17 protein-coding genes and 1 tRNA gene are annotated in these 18,516 nt (G+C 62.7%); 13 read left to right on the top strand and 5 right to left on the bottom strand.

The features are described from left to right. The first annotated feature begins 83 nt into the window (after positions 1 to 83). The 12 genes from BCA01S_RS10280 to BCA01S_RS10225 all read left to right on the top strand — a co-directional run bounded on the left by BCA01S_RS10280 (position 84) and on the right by BCA01S_RS10225 (position 11,134). Entirely contained in the window at positions 84 to 725 is a 642-nt protein-coding gene (locus BCA01S_RS10280; RefSeq protein ID WP_020067275.1) for a LysE family translocator, read from the top strand. Positions 726 to 829: 104 nt separating this feature from the next. Continuing rightward, positions 830 to 1,687 (top strand): zinc metalloprotease HtpX, encoded by an 858-nt coding sequence (gene htpX, locus BCA01S_RS10275; RefSeq protein ID WP_027776818.1) that lies wholly within the window; start codon positions 830 to 832, stop codon positions 1,685 to 1,687. Positions 1,688 to 1,865: 178 nt separating this feature from the next. Continuing rightward, positions 1,866 to 3,305, top strand: coding sequence for a 16S rRNA (cytosine(967)-C(5))-methyltransferase RsmB (gene rsmB / locus BCA01S_RS10270; protein WP_027776817.1), 1,440 nt, complete (start codon positions 1,866 to 1,868; stop codon positions 3,303 to 3,305). After that, the gene (locus tag BCA01S_RS10265) at positions 3,302 to 3,901 is read left to right on the top strand and encodes a DUF4390 domain-containing protein (RefSeq protein WP_027776816.1); all 600 of its coding nucleotides are present in this window, start codon (positions 3,302 to 3,304) and stop codon (positions 3,899 to 3,901) included. The genes rsmB and BCA01S_RS10265 overlap by 4 nt, the downstream gene beginning before the upstream one ends. Further along, positions 3,891 to 6,305: a sensor histidine kinase gene (locus BCA01S_RS10260; protein WP_027776815.1), complete on the top strand. Its 2,415-nt coding sequence runs from the start codon at positions 3,891 to 3,893 to the stop codon at positions 6,303 to 6,305. The genes BCA01S_RS10265 and BCA01S_RS10260 overlap by 11 nt, the downstream gene beginning before the upstream one ends. After that, complete coding sequence (gene esaR / locus BCA01S_RS10255; protein WP_027776814.1) at positions 6,306 to 6,998, top strand: response regulator transcription factor EsaR; 693 nt, start codon at positions 6,306 to 6,308, stop codon at positions 6,996 to 6,998. A gap of 95 nt (positions 6,999 to 7,093) precedes the next feature. After that, positions 7,094 to 7,169, top strand: a tRNA-Phe gene (locus tag BCA01S_RS10250). Between the two features lie 380 nt (positions 7,170 to 7,549). Next, a complete protein-coding gene (gene queC, locus BCA01S_RS10245; protein WP_027776813.1) occupies positions 7,550 to 8,281 on the top strand; it encodes a 7-cyano-7-deazaguanine synthase QueC in 732 nt (243 codons plus the stop codon). A gap of 71 nt (positions 8,282 to 8,352) precedes the next feature. Further along, complete coding sequence (queE, locus tag BCA01S_RS10240; protein WP_027776812.1) at positions 8,353 to 8,985, top strand: 7-carboxy-7-deazaguanine synthase; 633 nt, start codon at positions 8,353 to 8,355, stop codon at positions 8,983 to 8,985. Between the two features lie 9 nt (positions 8,986 to 8,994). Continuing rightward, positions 8,995 to 9,438: a 6-carboxytetrahydropterin synthase QueD gene (gene queD, locus BCA01S_RS10235; protein ID WP_027776811.1), complete on the top strand. Its 444-nt coding sequence runs from the start codon at positions 8,995 to 8,997 to the stop codon at positions 9,436 to 9,438. Positions 9,439 to 9,653: 215 nt separating this feature from the next. Then, on the top strand, positions 9,654 to 10,436 hold the full coding sequence (locus BCA01S_RS10230) for an HpcH/HpaI aldolase family protein (RefSeq protein WP_027776810.1): 783 nt from the start codon (positions 9,654 to 9,656) through the stop codon (positions 10,434 to 10,436). Then, complete coding sequence (locus BCA01S_RS10225; RefSeq protein WP_020067264.1) at positions 10,433 to 11,134, top strand: tetratricopeptide repeat protein; 702 nt, start codon at positions 10,433 to 10,435, stop codon at positions 11,132 to 11,134. The genes BCA01S_RS10230 and BCA01S_RS10225 overlap by 4 nt, the downstream gene beginning before the upstream one ends. A 125-nt stretch (positions 11,135 to 11,259) precedes the next feature. On the opposite strand, the gene rodA is transcribed toward BCA01S_RS10225, so the two are convergent. From rodA to BCA01S_RS10200, 5 genes are all read right to left on the bottom strand, one after another. After that, complete coding sequence (rodA, locus tag BCA01S_RS10220; protein WP_020067263.1) at positions 11,260 to 12,408, bottom strand: rod shape-determining protein RodA; 1,149 nt, start codon at positions 12,406 to 12,408, stop codon at positions 11,260 to 11,262. Between the two features lie 10 nt (positions 12,409 to 12,418). Then, positions 12,419 to 14,827 carry a penicillin-binding protein 2 gene (gene mrdA, locus BCA01S_RS10215; RefSeq protein WP_027776809.1) on the bottom strand — a complete coding sequence of 803 codons (2,409 nt, stop codon included), beginning with the start codon at positions 14,825 to 14,827 and terminating at the stop codon, positions 12,419 to 12,421. A 141-nt stretch (positions 14,828 to 14,968) separates the two neighbouring features. After that, positions 14,969 to 15,481, bottom strand: a complete 513-nt coding sequence (mreD, locus tag BCA01S_RS10210) for a rod shape-determining protein MreD (protein ID WP_020067261.1) — start codon at positions 15,479 to 15,481, stop codon at positions 14,969 to 14,971. After that, a complete protein-coding gene (gene mreC / locus BCA01S_RS10205) occupies positions 15,478 to 16,584 on the bottom strand; it encodes a rod shape-determining protein MreC (protein ID WP_027776808.1) in 1,107 nt (368 codons plus the stop codon). The genes mreD and mreC overlap by 4 nt, the downstream gene beginning before the upstream one ends. Before the next feature lie 152 nt (positions 16,585 to 16,736). After that, positions 16,737 to 17,780, bottom strand: a complete 1,044-nt coding sequence (locus BCA01S_RS10200) for a rod shape-determining protein (RefSeq protein ID WP_004189550.1) — start codon at positions 17,778 to 17,780, stop codon at positions 16,737 to 16,739. Between the two features lie 375 nt (positions 17,781 to 18,155). Here BCA01S_RS10200 and gatC point away from each other — a divergent pair, with 375 nt between their 5' ends. Next, the gene (gatC, locus tag BCA01S_RS10195; protein ID WP_027776807.1) at positions 18,156 to 18,455 is read left to right on the top strand and encodes an Asp-tRNA(Asn)/Glu-tRNA(Gln) amidotransferase subunit GatC; all 300 of its coding nucleotides are present in this window, start codon (positions 18,156 to 18,158) and stop codon (positions 18,453 to 18,455) included. Positions 18,456 to 18,516: the final 61 nt, after the last annotated feature.

The following is an 18,516-nucleotide window of genomic DNA, read 5'->3' as shown; positions in this document are numbered from 1 at the left end:
GTTTGGCCAAGCTCAAGGGCCCCGCCCGACAGTCGCCGCGCGTTAAAATCCTCCATGCAAACGCTCATGTTCCGAGGATCCTTATGTTCGGCATCACCCATTTCGAATTCTTCGTCGTCGCGGTCTTTCTGCTGAACGTGACGCCGGGGCCTGACACGGCTTATATCGTCGGGCGTAGCGTCGCGCAGGGCCGCGGCGCGGGGCTTATGTCCGCGCTGGGAATTTCGGCCGGGTGCTGCGTTCATTCGCTAGCCTGTGCGTTCGGCTTGACCGCGCTGCTCGCCGCGTCGGCCACGGCGTTCACCGTCATCAAGTTTGTCGGTGCGATTTATCTGATTTATCTCGGAGTGCGCCTTATCTTCGCGAAACCTGCCGAAGACCAGGCCCGCGGCGAAGCGCGCGGGGCGGGCGCTCCCAAGTCGCTGCGCCAGCTGTTCCTGCAAGGCTTCTGGACAAACGTACTGAACCCCAAGGTCGTGCTTTTCTTCGTCTCTTTCTTTCCGCAGTTCGTTACCGCCGGCACGGATCACAAGGCGCTCGCATTTCTCACGCTCGGCGCCGTATTCGTCGTGATGAGCATGCTGTGGAACAGTTTTGTCGCGTGGATCGCCGGCAGTGTGACCCGGCGTTTCTCCGGCAAGCCGTCGGTGAAGAAGTGGCTGGACCGCGGCGTAGGCAGCGCCTTTGTCGGCCTGGGAATCAAGCTCGCCACCGCATCGAGATGATTGAATTTTCCGCGTGCGCCTATATCTAACAGTTAGCTTACAATCAGGCGCCGCGACGATGCGGCGTGGAAATGAACCCCGCGTTAGGGCAAGGAGTTGCAGACATGTTCAATTGGGTCAAAACCGCGATGTTGATGGCCGCGATCACGGCCCTTTTCATCGTGATCGGCGGAGTGATAGGCGGCTCGCGCGGCATGACGATCGCGCTCGTCATCGCTCTCGGCATGAATTTCTTTTCGTACTGGTTCTCGGACAAGATGGTGCTGCGCATGTACAACGCGCAGGAAGTCGACGAAACCAGCGCGCCGCAGTTCTACCGCATGGTGCGCGAGCTTTCCACGCGCGCCGGCTTGCCGATGCCGCGCGTGTATCTGATCAACGAAGACGCGCCTAATGCGTTCGCCACCGGCCGCAATCCGGAGCATGCAGCGGTTGCCGCGACCACCGGCATTCTGCGCGTGCTGTCCGAGCGCGAAATGCGCGGCGTGATGGCACACGAACTGGCGCACGTGAAGCACCGCGACATTCTGATTTCGACAGTTTCGGCCACTATGGCCGGCGCGATTTCCGCGCTCGCGAACTTCGCCATGTTCTTCGGCGGGCGCGACGAAAACGGGCGTCCCACGAACCCGATCGCCAGCATCGCGGTCGCGCTCCTCGCGCCTATTGCCGGTGCGCTGATCCAGATGGCGATCTCGCGTGCGCGCGAATTCGAAGCGGATCGTGGCGGCGCGCAGATTTCCGGCGACCCGCAAGCGCTGGCTTCGGCGCTCGACAAGATTCATCGCTATGCGAGCGGCATTCCGTTTCCGGCAGCCGAGCAGCATCCGGCCACTGCGCAGATGATGATCATGAACCCGCTGGCGGGCGGCGGCATCGCGAATCTGTTTTCAACGCACCCGGCCACAGAAGAGCGCATCGCGCGTTTGATGGAAATGGCCCGAACCGGGCGCTTTGAATAACGCGTATGCGCATTGCATGACCAAAGGCGAGTCTTCTGACTCGCCTTTTTATTTGACATCAGCGCGCGTTTCCGCTGGCGCCCCGGTGCAGGGGCTGGTGCCGCGTCCGTTAGCCGCGCCACGCTACAATGTGTGTTCATTGTGTCGCGCGTACCGCACGGCCTGCCTTTGCCTTCCCATGAATCTAAAGCCTTCTTCGCGTTCTGCTTCTTCGTCGGCGCGTCCGCGCGAATCCCGTTTGTCCGTGCTGCATCTCGCGCCGGAATCGCTCGGCTTTGCACTCGACTGCGCAGCGCAAGCGGTGGGCGCCGTCCGTCTCGGGGCGGCTTTGCCGGCCGCGCTGCAATCTGTTTTCGTGTCTGCGCCCGAGGGTAGTGCCGCTGCTGCGCGCGGCGCGGTGCAGGACATCGCCTATCGCACGATGCGCCGTCTCGGGACTGCCGAATGGTTGATCGCAAAGCTCGTCAAAAAGGCGCCGCCGCCGCACGTCGGTCATGTGCTTGCCTGCGCGATCGCGCTTCTGATCGACGACGAAGCCAGCGCAGCTTACACGCCGTTCACGGTGGTCGATCAGGCAGTGAGCGCGATCTCGGCGCGTCGCGAATTTTCGTTCGCCAAGGGGCTTGTCAACGCCGTGCTGCGCAACTTCCTGCGCGAACGCGAGGCGCTGCTCGAAGCGGCGCAGACCGATGAAGTCGCGCGCTGGAACTCCCCGTCATGGTGGATCGACGCGGTAAGACGCGCATGGCCCGACGCGTGGCAGGAGGTGCTCGCGGCCGGTAACACGCAAGGTCCGTTGACGCTGCGTGTGAACGCCCGTCATTCAACGGTTGATGCCTATCTGCAGGTTCTCGAGCAGCATCACATTGCCGCGAGCAAAGCTGGCGAATACGCGGTGAAGCTCGCCACGCCCATGCCCGTCGACCGCATTCCCGGCTTTAGCGAAGGCGTGGTCTCGGTGCAGGACGCAGGCGCTCAGCTCGCCGCGCAACTGCTCGGCGTGCGTGACGGCATGCGCGTGCTCGACGCCTGCGCGGCGCCCGGCGGCAAGACCGGGCATCTGCTGGAACTGGCGAACCTGCAACTGGTCGCGCTCGAAAGCGATGCGACGCGCGCGCGGCGCATCGGCGAAAACTTGCAGCGCCTGAAGCTCCAGGCGGAAGTGCGTATTGGCGACGCGGGCACGCCGTCGAAATGGCATGACGACATCGATCAGCCGTTCGACCGCATTCTCGCCGACGTGCCGTGCTCGGCGTCGGGCATCGTGCGGCGTCATCCGGATATTCGCTGGTTGCGCCGCGCCTCCGATATTCCCGCGCTTGTCGACGAACAGCGGCGCATTCTCGACGCGCTGTGGCCGCTCGTGAAGCCAGGCGGTGAATTGCTCTACGTTACGTGCTCGATCTTTCCCGAAGAAGGCGAGTTGCAGGCGCAGTGGTTTGGAAACAAGCACCAGGATGCGGTACGATTGGACGCGCCGGGGCAACTTTTACCTACGGTCGCCCGCGCGCCCGCCGACACATCGGCCGGTTCCCATGCCGGAGAATTCGCTGACATCAGCGCCGGCGCGAACTCAGACCACGACGGATTTTTCTACGCGCGCTTTCAGAAACGGTGACCATCAAACGCTTCTTCCCGCTTCGGCTCGCTGCCGTGCTTTGGGTCGCGCTGGCCGTCTGGCTTGTCGCGCCCGGCGCGGCGTACGCCGACTCGATTGCCGTGCAGCGCGCTTCGCTGCAAGCCGACAACACCGGTTGGAGCCTGGACGCGCGTTTCGACTTCGAGTTGAACAGCAATCTCGAAGACGCCGTGAATAAAGGTATCCCGCTGTACTTCACCACCGACTTCGAGTTGAGCCGGCCGCGCTGGTACTGGTTCGACGAGCAGCCGGTGAACGTGTCGCAAAGCCTTCGCCTGTCGTTTCAGCCGCTCACGCGCGAATATCGCGTGTCCAGCGTGTCATCGGGCGGTTTGCAACTCGGCTTCACCACGCTTAAAGATGCGCTCGCGGTCATCAAGCACGTGACGTCGTGGCACGTGATCGACCGCAGCGAAGTGCATGCCGGCGAGACGTACAACGCGTCCGTGCGCATGCAACTCGACATCGCACTGATGCCCAAGCCGTTCCAGATCGACGCGGTCAACAACCGCGACTGGAATCTCGCTTCCGAATGGAAGCGCTTTACTTTTACGGTGACCGAACGTGCTAAATAAAGTGCGCTCCGCCACCAGTGTCAGCAGCATCGTCGTGCGCGTGCTGGTTTCCACGGTCGCCGTGACGGCTGTATTGCTGCTCGTGCTGCTCGCCGCGGCAAGCGCAAACACCGAATTTTTCGACCGCTATTACCAGTGGCTTTACGCCGCGAATCTCGTGGTCGCGATGATCTTTCTGCTGGTGGTGGCGACGCTCGTCATCATCATCATTGCGCGATTACGAAAGGGTAAGTTCGGCACGCGGCTTCTCGCAAAACTCGCGTTCTTCATGGCGCTGGTCGGCGTGGTGCCGGGCGGCATCATTTATGTCGTCTCGTATCAGTTCGTGTCGCGCAGTATCGAGTCGTGGTTCGACGTGAATGTCGAAACCGCGCTCACCTCCGGTCTGAACCTTGGGCGCGGCATGCTCGACGCGTCGCTGTCCGATCTGCAAACCAAGGGCCGGCTGATGTCCGAGCAGCTCGCGAGCGCGGACGCCGCTGGTACGACGCTCACGCTGCTGCGTCTGCGCGACCAGTTCGGCGTGCAGGACGCGACGATCGTCGAGCCCACGCGCAGCATGTCCGGCGCAACGCCCGACATGCATGTCGTCGCGCAGGCATCCAGCAATTACGCGTCGCTCGTGCCGAACGATTTGCCTACGCCGCTGATGCTCGATCAGGCGCGCGGACGCGGCTACGCGGCAATAGAAGGCGAAGTCGACGGCGATCCTCGCGCTCACGGCAGCAAGGGCGCGCTGCGACTGCGTGTCGTGCAGCGTATTCCCGACTCGAATGCGGCGCTGTTGCAGCCCACTGAACGCTTCCTGCAACTCACGCAGCCAGTGTCGCAATCGCTCGCCCGCAACGCCGATGCTGTGCAGCGCGCGTATCGCGAGTATCAGGAGAAGGCGCTCGGACGAACCGGCTTGCGCAAGATGTATATCGGTACGCTGACGCTCGCGCTCTTTCTCGCCACGTTCATTGCGATGATGCTCGCGCTCGCGCTCGGCAACCAGCTCGCGCGGCCGCTGTTCCTGCTCGCGCAGGGCACGAAGGAAATCACCGAGGGTGACTACACGCCGAAGCGGGAAATCAAATCGCGTGACGAACTTGGCTTTCTCACGCAGTCGTTCAACGCAATGACGCGGCAATTGTCCGAGGCCCGCGCGGCCGTCGAGAACAATCGCATCGCACTCGAGCATTCGAAAGCGTATCTGGAAAGTATTCTCGCGAACCTCACTGCGGGCGTGTTCGTGTTCGACCGCCAGTTCCGGCTCACCACCGCGAATCGGGGCGCGGAGCGCATCTTCCGTCAGCAGTTCCAGGAGGTGCTGGGCTCGGCGCTCGAACAGATCGGCGTGCTGAGCGAATTCGGCGGCATGGTGCGCAAGGCGTTTGCCGATCGCGAAGCGGCAAGCGGCGACGGTCACGACGACGGCGGCCACTGGCAGCAGCAGTTCTCGGTTCAGGTGGCCGGCGAAAGCGAGCCCCTCACATTACTCGTGCGCGGTGCGCGCCTCGTGTCGGCGACCGATCGCGACGCTCAGGACATGCAGACGTCGGGCTATGTCGTGGTATTCGACGACATCTCGGACGTCATTTCCGCGCAGCGTTCCATTGCATGGGGCGAGGTCGCGCGGCGGCTCGCGCATGAGATCAAAAATCCGCTTACGCCGATTCAACTCTCGGCCGAACGTCTGCAGATGAAGCTCGCCGACAAGCTGTCGCCGTCCGACGCAGATGTTCTCAAGCGCGGCGCGACCACAATCGTGAACCAGGTCGCCGCGATGAAGCAGATGGTCGACAATTTCCGGGACTACGCACGCACGCCTCCTGCCGTGCTGGCGCATCTGCAATTAAACGATCTCGTGACCGAAGTGCTGACGCTGTATGGCATCGAGGAAGGCAAGGGCGCGATCCATGTCGAACTCTCCGCGCTGCCCGCGATTCGTGGCGACGCAACGCAATTGCGCCAGGTGATTCACAATCTGCTGCAGAATGCGCAGGACGCGGTGGCAGAGATCGAGCGCCCGCGTGTGGTGCTCGAGACGAGGACAGTAGAATACGGAGACCCCGACGCGGAAGGCAAGGCACGCGTCGCGGTACGTCTGACAGTGTCGGATAACGGACCGGGCTTCCCAACGCGTATCCTCACCCGTGCATTCGAGCCTTACGTCACGACCAAGGCGAAAGGCACGGGCCTGGGTCTTGCGATGGTCAAGAAGATCGTCGACGAACATGGCGCGCGCATCGACATTCGAAACCGCCTGAAAGCGGGCGATGTCATCGAAGGCGCGCAAATTTCGATTCTCTTCCTTCAACTGGCAGACGACGCCGCGGCTCCCGAAGCGGGACCGCGTCCTGCGCACGGCAGTACGTCGCAGGGAAAGACAAAAGCAACAGTGCAGACAAAGGCAGCGTAAATGGCAACCATCCTGGTGGTAGATGATGAAATGGGCATCCGGGAATTGCTCTCGGAGATCCTGAGCGACGAGGGGCATGTCGTGGAGGCGGCGGAAAACGCGCAGCAGGCGCGCGAATTCCGTTTGCGTCAGGCGCCGGACCTGGTGCTGCTCGACATCTGGATGCCCGATACCGACGGCGTAACGCTGCTCAAGGAATGGGCTGCGCAAGGGCAGCTCACGATGCCGGTGATCATGATGTCAGGCCACGCGACGATCGACACCGCAGTCGAAGCGACGAAGATCGGCGCGCTGAATTTTCTCGAGAAGCCGATCGCGTTACAGAAGTTGCTGAAGGCTGTGGAGCAAGGCCTTGCTCGTGGCACTGCGGCAGTTGCGCCGGGCGGCACCGCCGCCAAATTGACGTCGCCGATGAATTCTTCGGCGGTGGCTTCGGCGGCGGCATTGCCAATGCTCTCCTCAGCCGACGGCTTGGGCAGCGGCGTGCTCGCGGCGCAAACGGCATCCATCTCGTTCGACATCCCGCTGCGCGATGCGCGCGATGCATTCGAGCGCGCGTACTTCGAGTATCACCTCGCGCGCGAGAACGGCAGCATGACGCGTGTTGCGGAAAAGACGGGTTTGGAGCGCACGCACTTGTATCGCAAGCTCAAACAGCTCGGCGTCGATCTCGGGAAGAACAAAGGCGAGTGAGCGCCGCGTTACGCGCGCGGATTTCACCTCCCCACATTTTTTCGGGAAGGGGCTTGCCCAGCGAATGACCCTTTGATATCATTTCGTTCTTCGTTGGCCCGGTAGCTCAGTTGGTAGAGCAGCGGATTGAAAATCCGCGTGTCGATGGTTCGATTCCGTCCCAGGCCACCAGGATTCAGCCCCAGGAAATCGCAAGATTCCTGGGGCTTTTCCTTTTGCGGTGAGCTTTCGTTGCTTCGGTGCTCGCCGGTAGTACGTCGGGGCGCGCCGGGCGAGGTTCGGCATCGCGTGATAAAATCGCGCCAGTTCAAGCACTTGCATGCGAGTGCGTCGCCCGCCGAATTCGTTCAAGGGTCCGCGGCCGAGCCGCGATCCGCACCGAACCCCTCGCCCGACGATCAACGGTATAAGCGCCCAGCGACTTTGCAGGCCGAAGGCGCGGCCTATACTGCTTTGGGCCGGCAGCAGTGCCGGCTCGCGTCGCGCCGCGTTGTTTGCATGGCACACCTCACGCAGCGCGACGCGGCACTCATCATTCACGGAGTTTCACGGTGATCCGCAAAGACGCTAAACGTAGCGCTCTGGTGCTGTTTTCCGGCGGCCAGGATTCGGCCACGTGCCTCGCATGGGCACTTGAACGTTATGAAACGGTTGAGACGCTCGGCTTCGACTATGGTCAGCGGCACCGCGTCGAACTCGAATGCCGCGAAGGCTTCCGCAATGCAGTAGTGCGTACGTTCCCGGCGTGGAGCGAGCGCCTCGGCGACGATCACATGATCGATCTGTCCGTGCTCGGCGCAATCAGCGACACGGCCATGACGCGCGAGATCGAAATCGAGGCGACGGCCAACGGTTTGCCGAATACGTTCGTGCCCGGCCGCAATCTGATGTTCATGACGATCGCGGCGGCCATCGCTTATCGGCGTGGTTTGCAGGTGTTGGTCGGCGGAATGTGCGAGACGGATTTTTCGGGCTATCCCGATTGCCGGGACGACACCATGAAGGCTTTGCAGGTCGCGCTGAATCTCGGCATGGACACGCGCCTCCTGCTCGAAACTCCGTTGATGTGGCTCGACAAGGCGGACACGTGGCGCCTTGCGCATGAGCTAGGTGGCGACGAGTTGGTGGAACTGGTGCGCATAGAGACGCATACCTGTTATGTCGGCGAGCGCGCGGAATTGCACGCATGGGGCTTCGGCTGTGGCGAATGCCCGGCCTGCCGCTTGCGCAAGCGTGGTTACGAAGCCTATCTCGCCGGTGAAAAGGTAACCGAACCGGTTTGAGAAGGCCTCGCCACAGCGAGGCTCCGGCAGTCGTTTTTAGGTACACAAGATAAATCTAGGCAGAAGGCAGCATGACGTACGCGGTCAAGGAAATCTTCTATACGTTGCAAGGCGAGGGCGCGAATGCCGGGCGTCCGGCTGTGTTTTGCCGCTTCGCCGGCTGCAATCTGTGGTCGGGCCGCGAGGAAGACCGCGCCGAAGCCGTCTGCCGGTTCTGCGACACGGACTTCGTAGGCACGGACGGTGAGAACGGCGGCAAGTACCGCACGGCCGAAGATCTCGTGCGAATGATCGCATCGCAATGGCCCGAAGGCGAGGCTCAACGCTTTGTCGTGTGCACGGGCGGCGAGCCGATGTTGCAGATCGACCAGCCGTTGGTAGACGCGCTGCACGCGGCCGGATTTGAAATCGCGATCGAAACCAACGGCTCGTTGCCGGTGCTCGAAACGATCGACTGGATCTGCGTAAGCCCGAAGGCCGACGCGCCTCTCGTCGTCACGAAGGGCAACGAACTGAAGGTCGTGATTCCGCAGGACAACCAGCGCCTGTCCGACTATGCGAAGCTCGACTTCGAGTATTTCCTCGTCCAGCCAATGGACGGCCCGTCGCGCGACATCAACACCAAGCTCGCGATCGACTGGTGCAAACGCCATCCGCAATGGCGCCTGTCGATGCAGACCCACAAGTATCTGAATATTCCCTGATTTGCCGTGCTGACGATTACACGAAAACTCGAATTCGACGCGGGTCACCGCATTCCCGATCACCGCAGCCAGTGCCGTAATCTGCACGGCCATCGCTATGTGATCGAAATCACGCTGCAAGGCGATCTGGTCGACACGGAGGGCGCGCCCGACCGCGGCATGGTGATGGACTTCGCCGACGTCAAGTCGCTCGCCGTCGAACATCTCGTCGACAAGTGGGATCACGCGTTCCTCGTCTACGAAGGCGACACGCAGGTGCGCGGCTTCCTCGAAACAATGGCTGGCCACAAGACCGTGGTGCTAGACCGCATTCCGACCGTGGAAAACCTCGCGGCTGTAGCGTTCGACATTCTCGCGAACGTTTATGATGCGCACTATGGCGTGAATCTGCGCCTGCACAAGCTGCGTCTGTACGAGACGCCGAATTGTTGGGCCGACGTGGTTCGCGACTGATCCTCACACGCGTTACGCGGGCCAACCGCCGCGTTATTGTCACGGTATGATCGCTCCGATAACCACACGGAGGGAGACATGCCGGTCACCGCAATGCATCGCAGCAGCCAAACGGGCCGTCCGCGTTCGAGCCTGGCTCGTCGCCGGGCTCGCCTGACGAGCACGCTTCCCCTCGTGTCAGGCAATGAAGCTGCTCATCGTCACGGAGTGTGGCGATGAGCACCTTTACCAATCCCCTCAAGCAACGTCTTAAAGAAGTCGATCCGCTGTTCGGCCTATGGCTGTCGCTCGGCAGCGATTCCGCCGCTGAGGCACTCGCTCACGCCGGCTTCGACTGGCTGCTGATCGACATGGAGCACGCGCCCAACGACAGCGGCGACGTGACTTCGCAACTGCGTGCGATTGCCGCCGCGCATCTGCCGAGCGAACCGGTGGTGCGCGTACCGGCGAGCGAGGGCTGGCTCGTCAAGCGCGTGATGGACGCTGGCGCACGCACGCTGATGTTCCCCAATATCGACTCCGCTGAAGAAGCTACCCATGCGGTGCGCCTGACGCAATATCCGAGCGCCGAGGCGCTCGATGGTCTGCGCGGCGTCGCTGGCGTCGTGCGGGCCGCCGCCTACGGCATGCGGCGCGATTACGTGCAAACGGCCAACGCGCAAATCGCGACCATTGTGCAGATCGAGTCGGCGCGCGCCCTCGACGAGGTCGACAAGATTGCAGCGACGCCGGGCGTCGATTGCCTGTTTGTCGGACCCGCCGATCTCGCCGCGAGCCTCGGTCATCTCGGCGATTCGAAACACGCCGATGTGCAAGCGGCCATGGCGCGCATTGTCAGCGCCGCGGACAAGGCGGGCATTGCCGCTGGCATTTTTTCGATGGACGTCGCGAGCGCAAGGCAGCATCGCGATGCCGGTTTTCGTTTTATCGCTCTGGCCGCCGACGTCATGTGGATGTTGCGCGCAACCCGCCAGGCGCTGCAGGAGGTGAGGTCATGAAGTGGATGGTGCAAGGCGTTGTCGCGCGCATGTTGATTACGGCGGCGTTGACCACGGGCGTCGCAGCGCATGCGCAGGATCGCCTCGCGAAGCCGAACGATCCGGAGACGCAAACCGCGGTCGCCGACTACAACGCCGGCAATTTCGGTGCAGCGCTTGCAGAGTTCCGCAAGGCCGCCGAGCGCGGCAGCCGGCTTGCGCAGTTCAATTACGCGATGATGCTGCTCAATGGAGAAGGCACCGCGGTCAACGTCGACGAAGGCAAGAAGTGGCTGCGCAAGGCCGCCGACGCGAACATGTCGCACGCGCAATATGTGTACGGCAAGATGTATGACGATGGCGAGTTTGTCGGCCGCGATCCGGTCGAGGCGCACCGCTGGTTTCTAAAAGCCGCGCAGCAAGGGCACGTGCAGGCCGAGCTTGCGCTCGCTAATCAGTTCCTCGATGGGCGGGGCACCGATCGGGACAACCAGCAGGCGTTCGTCTGGTACAAGAAGGCTGCCGAGGGCGGCGATATGACCGCGCAGTACGTGACAGGCTCCTTCTACGAACGCGGCGGCGACGGCGTCGACAAAAACCTCAACGTGGCGCGGGCTTACTACGCGGCTGCGGCCGCGCAAGGCGATCCGGCGGCGCGCTTGAAGTATCAGCAACTGAGCGCGCAGCTGCGGGACCACAAGGAAGTTAAACCGCAATAACGAGAAAGGGCGCATCTGGCGATGCGCCCTTTCTGTTTTCCGACTTGCGGTCCGGCTTGCTTGGAGTCCTCTTTGCCGTTTGTCTTGCTGCTAAACGAAGCCACTTCTTTCCATCAGCCCACCGGCTAGCTCTGCATCAACCGCTTCTGTCGCGCAACGCTCATGATCAGGCCGATGGCGACGCCAAGCGTCGTCAGCGCGGTGCCGCCGTAACTCATGAATGGCAGCGGCACGCCGACCACCGGCAAGATGCCGCTCACCATACCGATATTGACGAACGCGTAGGTGAAGAAGGCCATTGTCAAAGATCCTGCAAGCAGGCGTCCGAATAGCGTCGCGCCGTTGGCGGCGATATACAACCCGCGAGCGATCAGCAACATGTACAGCGTGAGTAGCACGACGCCGCCCGCGAGCCCGAATTCTTCCGAGAACACGGCGAAGATGAAGTCAGTGTGTTTCTCGGGGATAAACTCCAGATGCGCCTGTGTGCCCTTCAGCCAGCCCTTGCCGAGCGGGCCGCCGGAGCCGATCGCGATCACCGCCTGAATGGTGTGGAAGCCCTTGCCGAGCGGATCGGAAGTCGGGTCGAGCAGCGTACAGATGCGGTGCTTCTGATAGTCGTGCATGAGCGGCCACTGCACTTCCGGCTGGCAGATCTTGTCCTGAAACGCCGCAATCGAGCCGACCGCGATCACGCCGGCAATCAACACCGGAACGATCAGTTTGAAGCTCAAACCCGCAAAGTAAATGACGAAGAAGCCGGCTGCGAAAACGAGCACGGCGGTGCCCAGGTCGGGCTGTTTAGCGATCAAGCCCACGGGCACGGCAAGGATCACCAGTCCGACCAGAAAGTCGTACCAGCGCATCACGCCTTCGCGCCGCTGATAGTACCAGGCGAGCATCAACGGAGTCGCGATCTTCATGATCTCCGACGGCTGAATCACCACGCCGACATTGATCCAGCGCTTCGCGCCCTTGCGCGTGAGGCCGAAGAGCGCCACGGCAACCAGTAGCGCGATCCCGAATGTATAAAGCGGGACCGCGAAGCGCATCAGCGTGGTGGGCGGAACGTTGGCGAGCGCCCACATCAGCACGAACGTCAGCATGATGTTGCGCAACTGGTCCTCCACGCGGCCCGGTACGTCGAGACTCGCGCTGTACAAAGTAACGATCCCCACGCACAGCAGCAGAAACACCACCAGTGCGAGCGGGCGGTCGAAGCCTGCGAACATCCGCTTGATGCGGTCGATCCAGGCGCGCTTGTCGAATTGCATGCCTTTCTCCTTACTCGTCGATGCCGCCGGTAACCGGCTGGCGTGGCGAGGTGGCTTGAGTGCTGTCATTGCGCGATGGATCGCGCATCGTGCTGGTTCCGGAGCGCGCGGCGACTGGTGCCGGCTCGCTCGCCGGTCGCGGTTGACGCGGGGCCCCCGATTTGCGGGGCGCGGAACCCTTTGCTGCCGACGCGGGTGTGCCCGCAGTGGCCGAGGCCGGTAGCTTTGGTGTGCTCGCGGTCGCCGCCGTCGATGCGGACAACTTCGATGTCGGCATGACGGCAGACGCTGCAGCCGCCCCAGACGCAGCACTTGCGCCCGATGCCCCGTTCGCCGCTGCGGCCGCGGCGGCAGCCGACGCAGCAGCCGCGGCGGACGCCGCTCCGGGCATCGGCAGCGCGGTGAAGCCCGCGGCGATCCTGACCGGCTGCTCGGCTTCCTGCGGCGCCGGCGCACCGCCGACTTCCGGCGCGGACGCGTCCTCGGTCGCCGACGCTGCCGCCGCAACTGCCGCTGCCTCCGCGCCCGGCTTATTCTTGCCGACGAGGTAGTAGTCGAGCACCTTACGCGCGATCGGGCCGGCCGCCTCGGCGCCCCAGCCGCCGTTCTCCACGATCAGGGCGAGCGCGATCTTCGGTTGCTCCGCCGGTGCGAAAGCGATGAAAAGCGCGTGATCGCGCAAGTGCTCCGCAATCGCATGGCCCTTGTAGTTCGCGCCTTGCAGCGAATACACCTGCGCGGTGCCGGTCTTGCCCGCGGCGACATACGGCGCGCCGATGAACAGCTTGGACGCCGTGCCGTTCGTTATGACGCCTTCCATCGCGCGTTTGATGATGTCGATGTCGGACTGCTTCACCGCGATTTTGTCGCTCGGATCGCGCACGACGGGGCGCGTGCCCTTGGTGATCGGATTTTCGATGTCGCGCACGAGGTGCGGCTTCATCACGACGCCGTTGTTGGCGAGCGTGGCCGTGGCGTGCGCGAGTTGCAGAATGGTGAACGAGTTGTAGCCCTGGCCGATGCCGAGGCTGATCGTTTCGCCTTCGTACCAGCGTTGTTGCTCGGGCTTGCGGTAGGCCTTGCGCTTCCATTCCGTCGAAGGCAGGATGCCGCGCGCCTCCCCCGAAATGTCGATTCCCGTGATCTGGCCGAAACCCCACGGTTTCATGAAACCGGCAATGGCGTTTACGCCCAGATCGTGAGCGAGCATGTAGAAGTAAGTGTCGTTCGACACGACGATGGCGCGGTTCATGTCGACCCAACCTTGACCTGAGCGCACGTCGTTGCGGAAGGTGTGACCGCCGAAAGTGTAGGAGCCGGGGTCCTGGAAACCCCAACCCGGCGTGCGCTTGTGCAGCGATAGCGCGGCGAGGGCCATGAACGGCTTATACGTCGAACCTGGCGGATAAGTGCCGTGCAGCGGCCGGTTCAGCAGCGGATGGTCGGGCGAGTTGTTGAGTTCGTCCCAGGTCTGCTGGTCGATGCCGTCGACGAAAGAGTTCGGGTCGAAGCTCGGCGCGGAGACGAACGCGAGGACGTCGCCGGTGGCCGGCTCGATAGCGACGAGCGCGCCGCGGCGGCCCGCGAACGCCTGCTCGGCAACCTGCTGCAAGCCAATGTCGAGCGACAGCACAAGGTTGTTGCCCGGCGTTGCCTGCGTGCGCGACATCGTCCGCACAGGCCGGCCGCCGGCGGTGACTTCGACTTCCTCGAAACCTGTCTGGCCGTGCAACTCGGTCTCGTAACTTTGCTCGACACCGATCTTGCCGATGTAGTCAGTGCCCTTGTAGTTGTTTGCGTCCAGACGCGGATCGTAGTGTTCCGGATCGCTGTCGTTCTGATCGCTGGCGTCGTCGATACGATCCTGGTCGCGCTGCGAGATGCGGCCAATGTAGCCGATCACGTGCGCCGCTGTCGGCCCGAGCGGATATTGGCGGAACAGGCGGGCGCGCACTTCCACGCCCGGAAAACGGAAGCGCTGTGCGGTGAAGCGCGCGACTTCGTCGTCGGTCAGACGGGTGCGGATAGGCAGGCTTTCGAAGTTTTTCGAGTCTTCCTGCAGCTTCTTGAAGCGGCGCCGGTCACGTGCGTCGATCGACACGACCGAGGCCAGATCGTCGATCACTGTTTCGAGTGGCGCGCCCAGCTTGGACGGCGTGATTTCGAGCGTGTAAGCGGAATAGTTCTTGGCCAGCACCACGCCGTTACGGTCAGTGATGATGCCGCGGTTCGGTACGATTGGCGCGACGGAAATGCGGTTTTCGTCGGCTTGCAGCGAGTACTTGCTGTAGTGCCACACCTGCAGGAACAGGAAGCGAAAGCCGATCAGCCCAAAGCAGACGAACACGAACAGGCCCGCCGCCGCGACCCGCAGGCGGAACTTCGAGAGCTGTTGCTGAGTGTCCTTGAATTCGGTCATGCGATTCTGCAAAAGGCCGGGCGACGGCCATCATGAGTGTGCGCCTGATCCGGCCTGAACCGGAAGGCATGAACAGCGATGGGCGTCGAACGGGCTGAAAAGATGAGTTCCATGAGGACCGCCCGCGCGCTCGACGCCTTGTTAAATCGGCCGCGTGTCGTCGGGGTCGGCTGGCCGGCGTTGCGGCATCAGCAGCAGCAGGCTCGCGACGGGCCACAGCGCGGCTTCGACGAACCCGTCGATCAGATAACCCCAGCCGGGAAAGGCCGCGCCCGTCAGCAGACGGATGACGAACGGCACCAGTTGAGCGATCACCAGCAGCGGCATGACGGCGAAAGTCTGCACGCCGAGCGACATCCACAGGACGCGGCGATGGATCGTGATCGCGCCATACGACAGCAGCGTGTACGCCAACGCGTGCTCGCCCAGCAGGCTGGCGTTGTGCACGTCCATTAGCAGACCCAGGAAAAACGCGATCCCCATGCCGACCTTGCGCGGCTGATGCACATTCCAGAACAGCAGCACGAGCGCGACGAAGTCGGGCACGCCGATCAGGCGGCCCCACGGCATCAGGTTCAGCAGAAAGGCCGCAGCGAGGCTGAACGCGATGAAGTACGGATTGACCGGCTGCAGAATGTATTGCGGACGGTTCATGGCTTCACCCCCGGCGCGGCTTGTGGCCCGGCTTTTTCGACGGCGGCGGGCTTCTTTGACGCAGCGGGCTTCTGGTCGGCGGGCGCCGCTTTACCTGCCTGGCCAGGTGCGCTTGCCGCAGGCCTGGTGGCGTTCTTGTCAGCGGCCGGCTTTTCTGCTGGTTTGGCGGATTTGTCGGCGGCGGCCTTGCTGTCTGCCGCTTTCGCGCCTTTCTTTGCCTTCGCGTCTTTAGCCGACAGTTCCGGCTCTTCGGCCGGACGCGGCGGCACGTCGGCCACGTAGCGCAGCACCAGCAACTGACGCGCGCCGCGCACCGGCGCGATAGGCAGGCAGATGACGCGCGCAAATGCGGTGTCCGCCTGCTTGTCGACACGGACCACCTTGGCGACCGGCAGCCCCGGCGGATACACGCCGTCGAGCCCGCTCGTGACGAGTTCGTCGCCCGTCTGGACGTCGGCGCTGATCGGCACGAAGCGCAGATCGAGCGTGTCGCCCTTCGGCGTGCCGTAGATCACGCTGCGCAAGCCGGTGCGAACGATCTGCACCGGCACGGCCTGGTCTTTGTCGGTGAGCAGCGTCACTTCGGCCTGTAGCGGGAACACGCGCGTAACCTGGCCGATCACGCCGTCTTCGTTGACGACCGGCGAACCGTTCTGTATGCCTTGCTGCGCGCCGCGATTGATTACGACCTTCTGCGTGAACGGATCGCGTGTGTCGTACTGGATTTCCGCAGGCAGCGATTGCGTGGTCGCACGTTGTGAAAGTTGCAGCAACGCCCGCAAATGGGTGTTTTCAGCGGATAGCTCAGCGGCCGTGTTCGCCTGCTGTGCGAGCTGGAGGTTCCTGGTATGCAACTTTTCGTTGTCGCTGCGCAGCGTGGCGCTGGTCACGGCCAGATCGGCGGCGCCCATGAAGACGTCGCGCGGCACGAGCGCCGCGCGTTGCAACGGATAAAGACCCGCGCCGAGCACGCCCCGAACGATTTCGAGCGTTTTGAAGCGTGCGTCGGAGATCAGCAAAGCCAGCGCGAGCACGACGAAAAACAACAGTCGGGCGAGAGCGGATGGGCCTTGCTTGAACAGGGGCGGCGGACTGTATTCCATGGTCGGCGCCGGGGGCGTAAGCGGTTGGGTGAGGCGGCGGCGCGCTGGAAACGCGGGTTCAGCGTACGGAGGCTGGTTGGCCCAGCCAACGGCAAACCGGCCCGCAAGGGGCCGTTTGCCAGATCCGCGCTACTGACATCGATCTCGCTCGCTTACTCGTACGAGAAGATGCTGCCGAGCTTGTCCATGCGCTCGAGCGCCATGCCCGAGCCGCGCACGACGCACGTTAGCGGGTCTTCAGCGACGAGCACCGGCAGACCGGTTTCTTCGGCGAGCAGGCGGTCCAGATCGCGCAGCAGCGCACCACCGCCCGTCAGCATCATGCCGCGCTCGGCGATGTCCGCGCCCAGTTCCGGCGGCGTTTGTTCGAGCGCAATCTTGACCGACGATACGATCTGGTTGAGCGGATCGGTCAGTGCTTCGAGAATTTCGTTGCTGGAGATGGTGAAGCTGCGCGGAATGCCTTCCGACAGATTGCGGCCCTTCACTTCCATTTCCTTCACTTCGGAACCCGGGAAGGCCGAGCCGATTTCCTTCTTGATGGCTTCGGCGGTTTGCTCGCCGATCAGCATGCCGTAGTTCCGGCGGATGTAGTTGACGATAGCTTCGTCGAACTTGTCGCCGCCCACGCGCACGGAGCCCTTGTACACGATGCCGCCGAGCGAGATCACGCCGACTTCGGTTGTGCCGCCGCCAATGTCGACGACCATGGAGCCGGTAGCTTCCGACACCGGAAGGCCCGCGCCGATAGCGGCGGCCATGGGTTCTTCAATGAGATATACCTGCGAAGCGCCGGCGCCGTGTGCAGCTTCCTTGATGGCGCGGCGTTCGACCTGGGTCGAACCGCACGGCACGCAAATGATGATGCGCGGTGACGGCGAGAACATGCGCGACTCGTGAGCAGTTTTGATGAACTGCTTGATCATCTGCTCGGTCACCGTGAAGTCGGCGATCACGCCGTCTTTCATGGGACGGATCGCCTCGATATTGCCCGGCACCTTGCCAAGCATCTGCTTGGCTTCCTTGCCGACTGCCTGAATGGTTTTCTTGCCGTTCGGACCGCCTTCCTGGCGGATCGAAACCACCGACGGTTCATCGAGAACGATGCCTTTGCCACGCATGTAGATGAGCGTGTTGGCGGTGCCTAGATCAATCGCCAGATCGTTGGAGAAGTAGCTGCGCAAAAAACCGAACATTCAAAATCCTGTCTCGCTTGGGGCCGGCCCTCGCAACGATGCGCAGAGCGGCAGCGGAAAAAATAACAGCTTCAACCGGGCGAAGCGGCGCCACCGGAACTTGAAGCTGCGAGGGAGTCTACCGGAGGCCGAAGCAAGGCCGAGTCAAAAATATCCGAACTATCTTTACGAATTGTCCAGAAAGGCCTTGGTAAGTCGGTCCGGGTTTGGGTCGAACGCGTAATGATACCTTATAATTTTGGATGTTTTGAAGGAAACGGACGGCACTTTTTGCCGCCGCTGGCCCCTTTTTCGAGGTCATCCTCCCGCGTCGTAACGCACTGTCGCAGCGCTCTTTTCGCGTTGCGGCGGTCTGCCACTTTTTCCGGTGACTGCATGGCTTTGACCCTGACCGATGTTAAGCGCATCGCGCATCTCGCGCGGCTCGAACTGGCCGACGCCGACGCCGAACACACGCTTGCCCAGCTCAACGACTTTTTTGGCCTCGTCGAGCAGATGCAGGCGGTCGATACCACAGGCATCGCACCGCTTGCCCATCCGATCGAACAGATCGAAGACGTCGCCCTGCGCCTGCGCGACGATGCGGTGACCGAAACGATCGAACGCGAAGCTTTCCAGCGTCCCGCGCCGGCTGTGCAGGACGGTCTGTATCTCGTGCCGAAGGTGATCGAGTAAGACCCGCGTGGCGAGCCCGGCGCGACCTGCGGCCCGCGGGCCGTGAAATGGCATGCCGTTT

Origin of the sequence: Paraburkholderia caledonica NBRC 102488 (assembly GCF_000685095.1) — a bacterium.
Taxonomy (GTDB): Bacteria; Pseudomonadota; Gammaproteobacteria; order Burkholderiales; family Burkholderiaceae; genus Paraburkholderia; species Paraburkholderia caledonica.
The sequence above is the reverse complement of the archived record's forward strand: the minus strand, read 5'-3'. Positions and strand labels throughout refer to the sequence as shown.

What these genes read in the sequence shown, in the direction of transcription:
- mreD (WP_020067261.1), bottom strand. Translation starts at nt 15,481, where the DNA reads ATGAACCGTCCGCAATACATTCTGCAGCCGGTCAATCCGTACTTCATC.
- BCA01S_RS10200 (WP_004189550.1), bottom strand. Translation starts at nt 17,780, where the DNA reads ATGTTCGGTTTTTTGCGCAGCTACTTCTCCAACGATCTGGCGATTGAT.
- BCA01S_RS10280 (WP_020067275.1), top strand. Translation starts at nt 84, where the DNA reads ATGTTCGGCATCACCCATTTCGAATTCTTCGTCGTCGCGGTCTTTCTG.
- esaR (WP_027776814.1), top strand. Translation starts at nt 6,306, where the DNA reads ATGGCAACCATCCTGGTGGTAGATGATGAAATGGGCATCCGGGAATTG.
- rodA (WP_020067263.1), bottom strand. Translation starts at nt 12,408, where the DNA reads ATGCAATTCGACAAGCGCGCCTGGATCGACCGCATCAAGCGGATGTTC.
- queE (WP_027776812.1), top strand. Translation starts at nt 8,353, where the DNA reads ATGACGTACGCGGTCAAGGAAATCTTCTATACGTTGCAAGGCGAGGGC.
- mreC (WP_027776808.1), bottom strand. Translation starts at nt 16,584, where the DNA reads ATGGAATACAGTCCGCCGCCCCTGTTCAAGCAAGGCCCATCCGCTCTC.
- gatC (WP_027776807.1), top strand. Translation starts at nt 18,156, where the DNA reads ATGGCTTTGACCCTGACCGATGTTAAGCGCATCGCGCATCTCGCGCGG.
- rsmB (WP_027776817.1), top strand. Translation starts at nt 1,866, where the DNA reads ATGAATCTAAAGCCTTCTTCGCGTTCTGCTTCTTCGTCGGCGCGTCCG.
- htpX (WP_027776818.1), top strand. Translation starts at nt 830, where the DNA reads ATGTTCAATTGGGTCAAAACCGCGATGTTGATGGCCGCGATCACGGCC.
- BCA01S_RS10230 (WP_027776810.1), top strand. Translation starts at nt 9,654, where the DNA reads ATGAGCACCTTTACCAATCCCCTCAAGCAACGTCTTAAAGAAGTCGAT.
- BCA01S_RS10225 (WP_020067264.1), top strand. Translation starts at nt 10,433, where the DNA reads ATGAAGTGGATGGTGCAAGGCGTTGTCGCGCGCATGTTGATTACGGCG.
- mrdA (WP_027776809.1), bottom strand. Translation starts at nt 14,827, where the DNA reads ATGACCGAATTCAAGGACACTCAGCAACAGCTCTCGAAGTTCCGCCTG.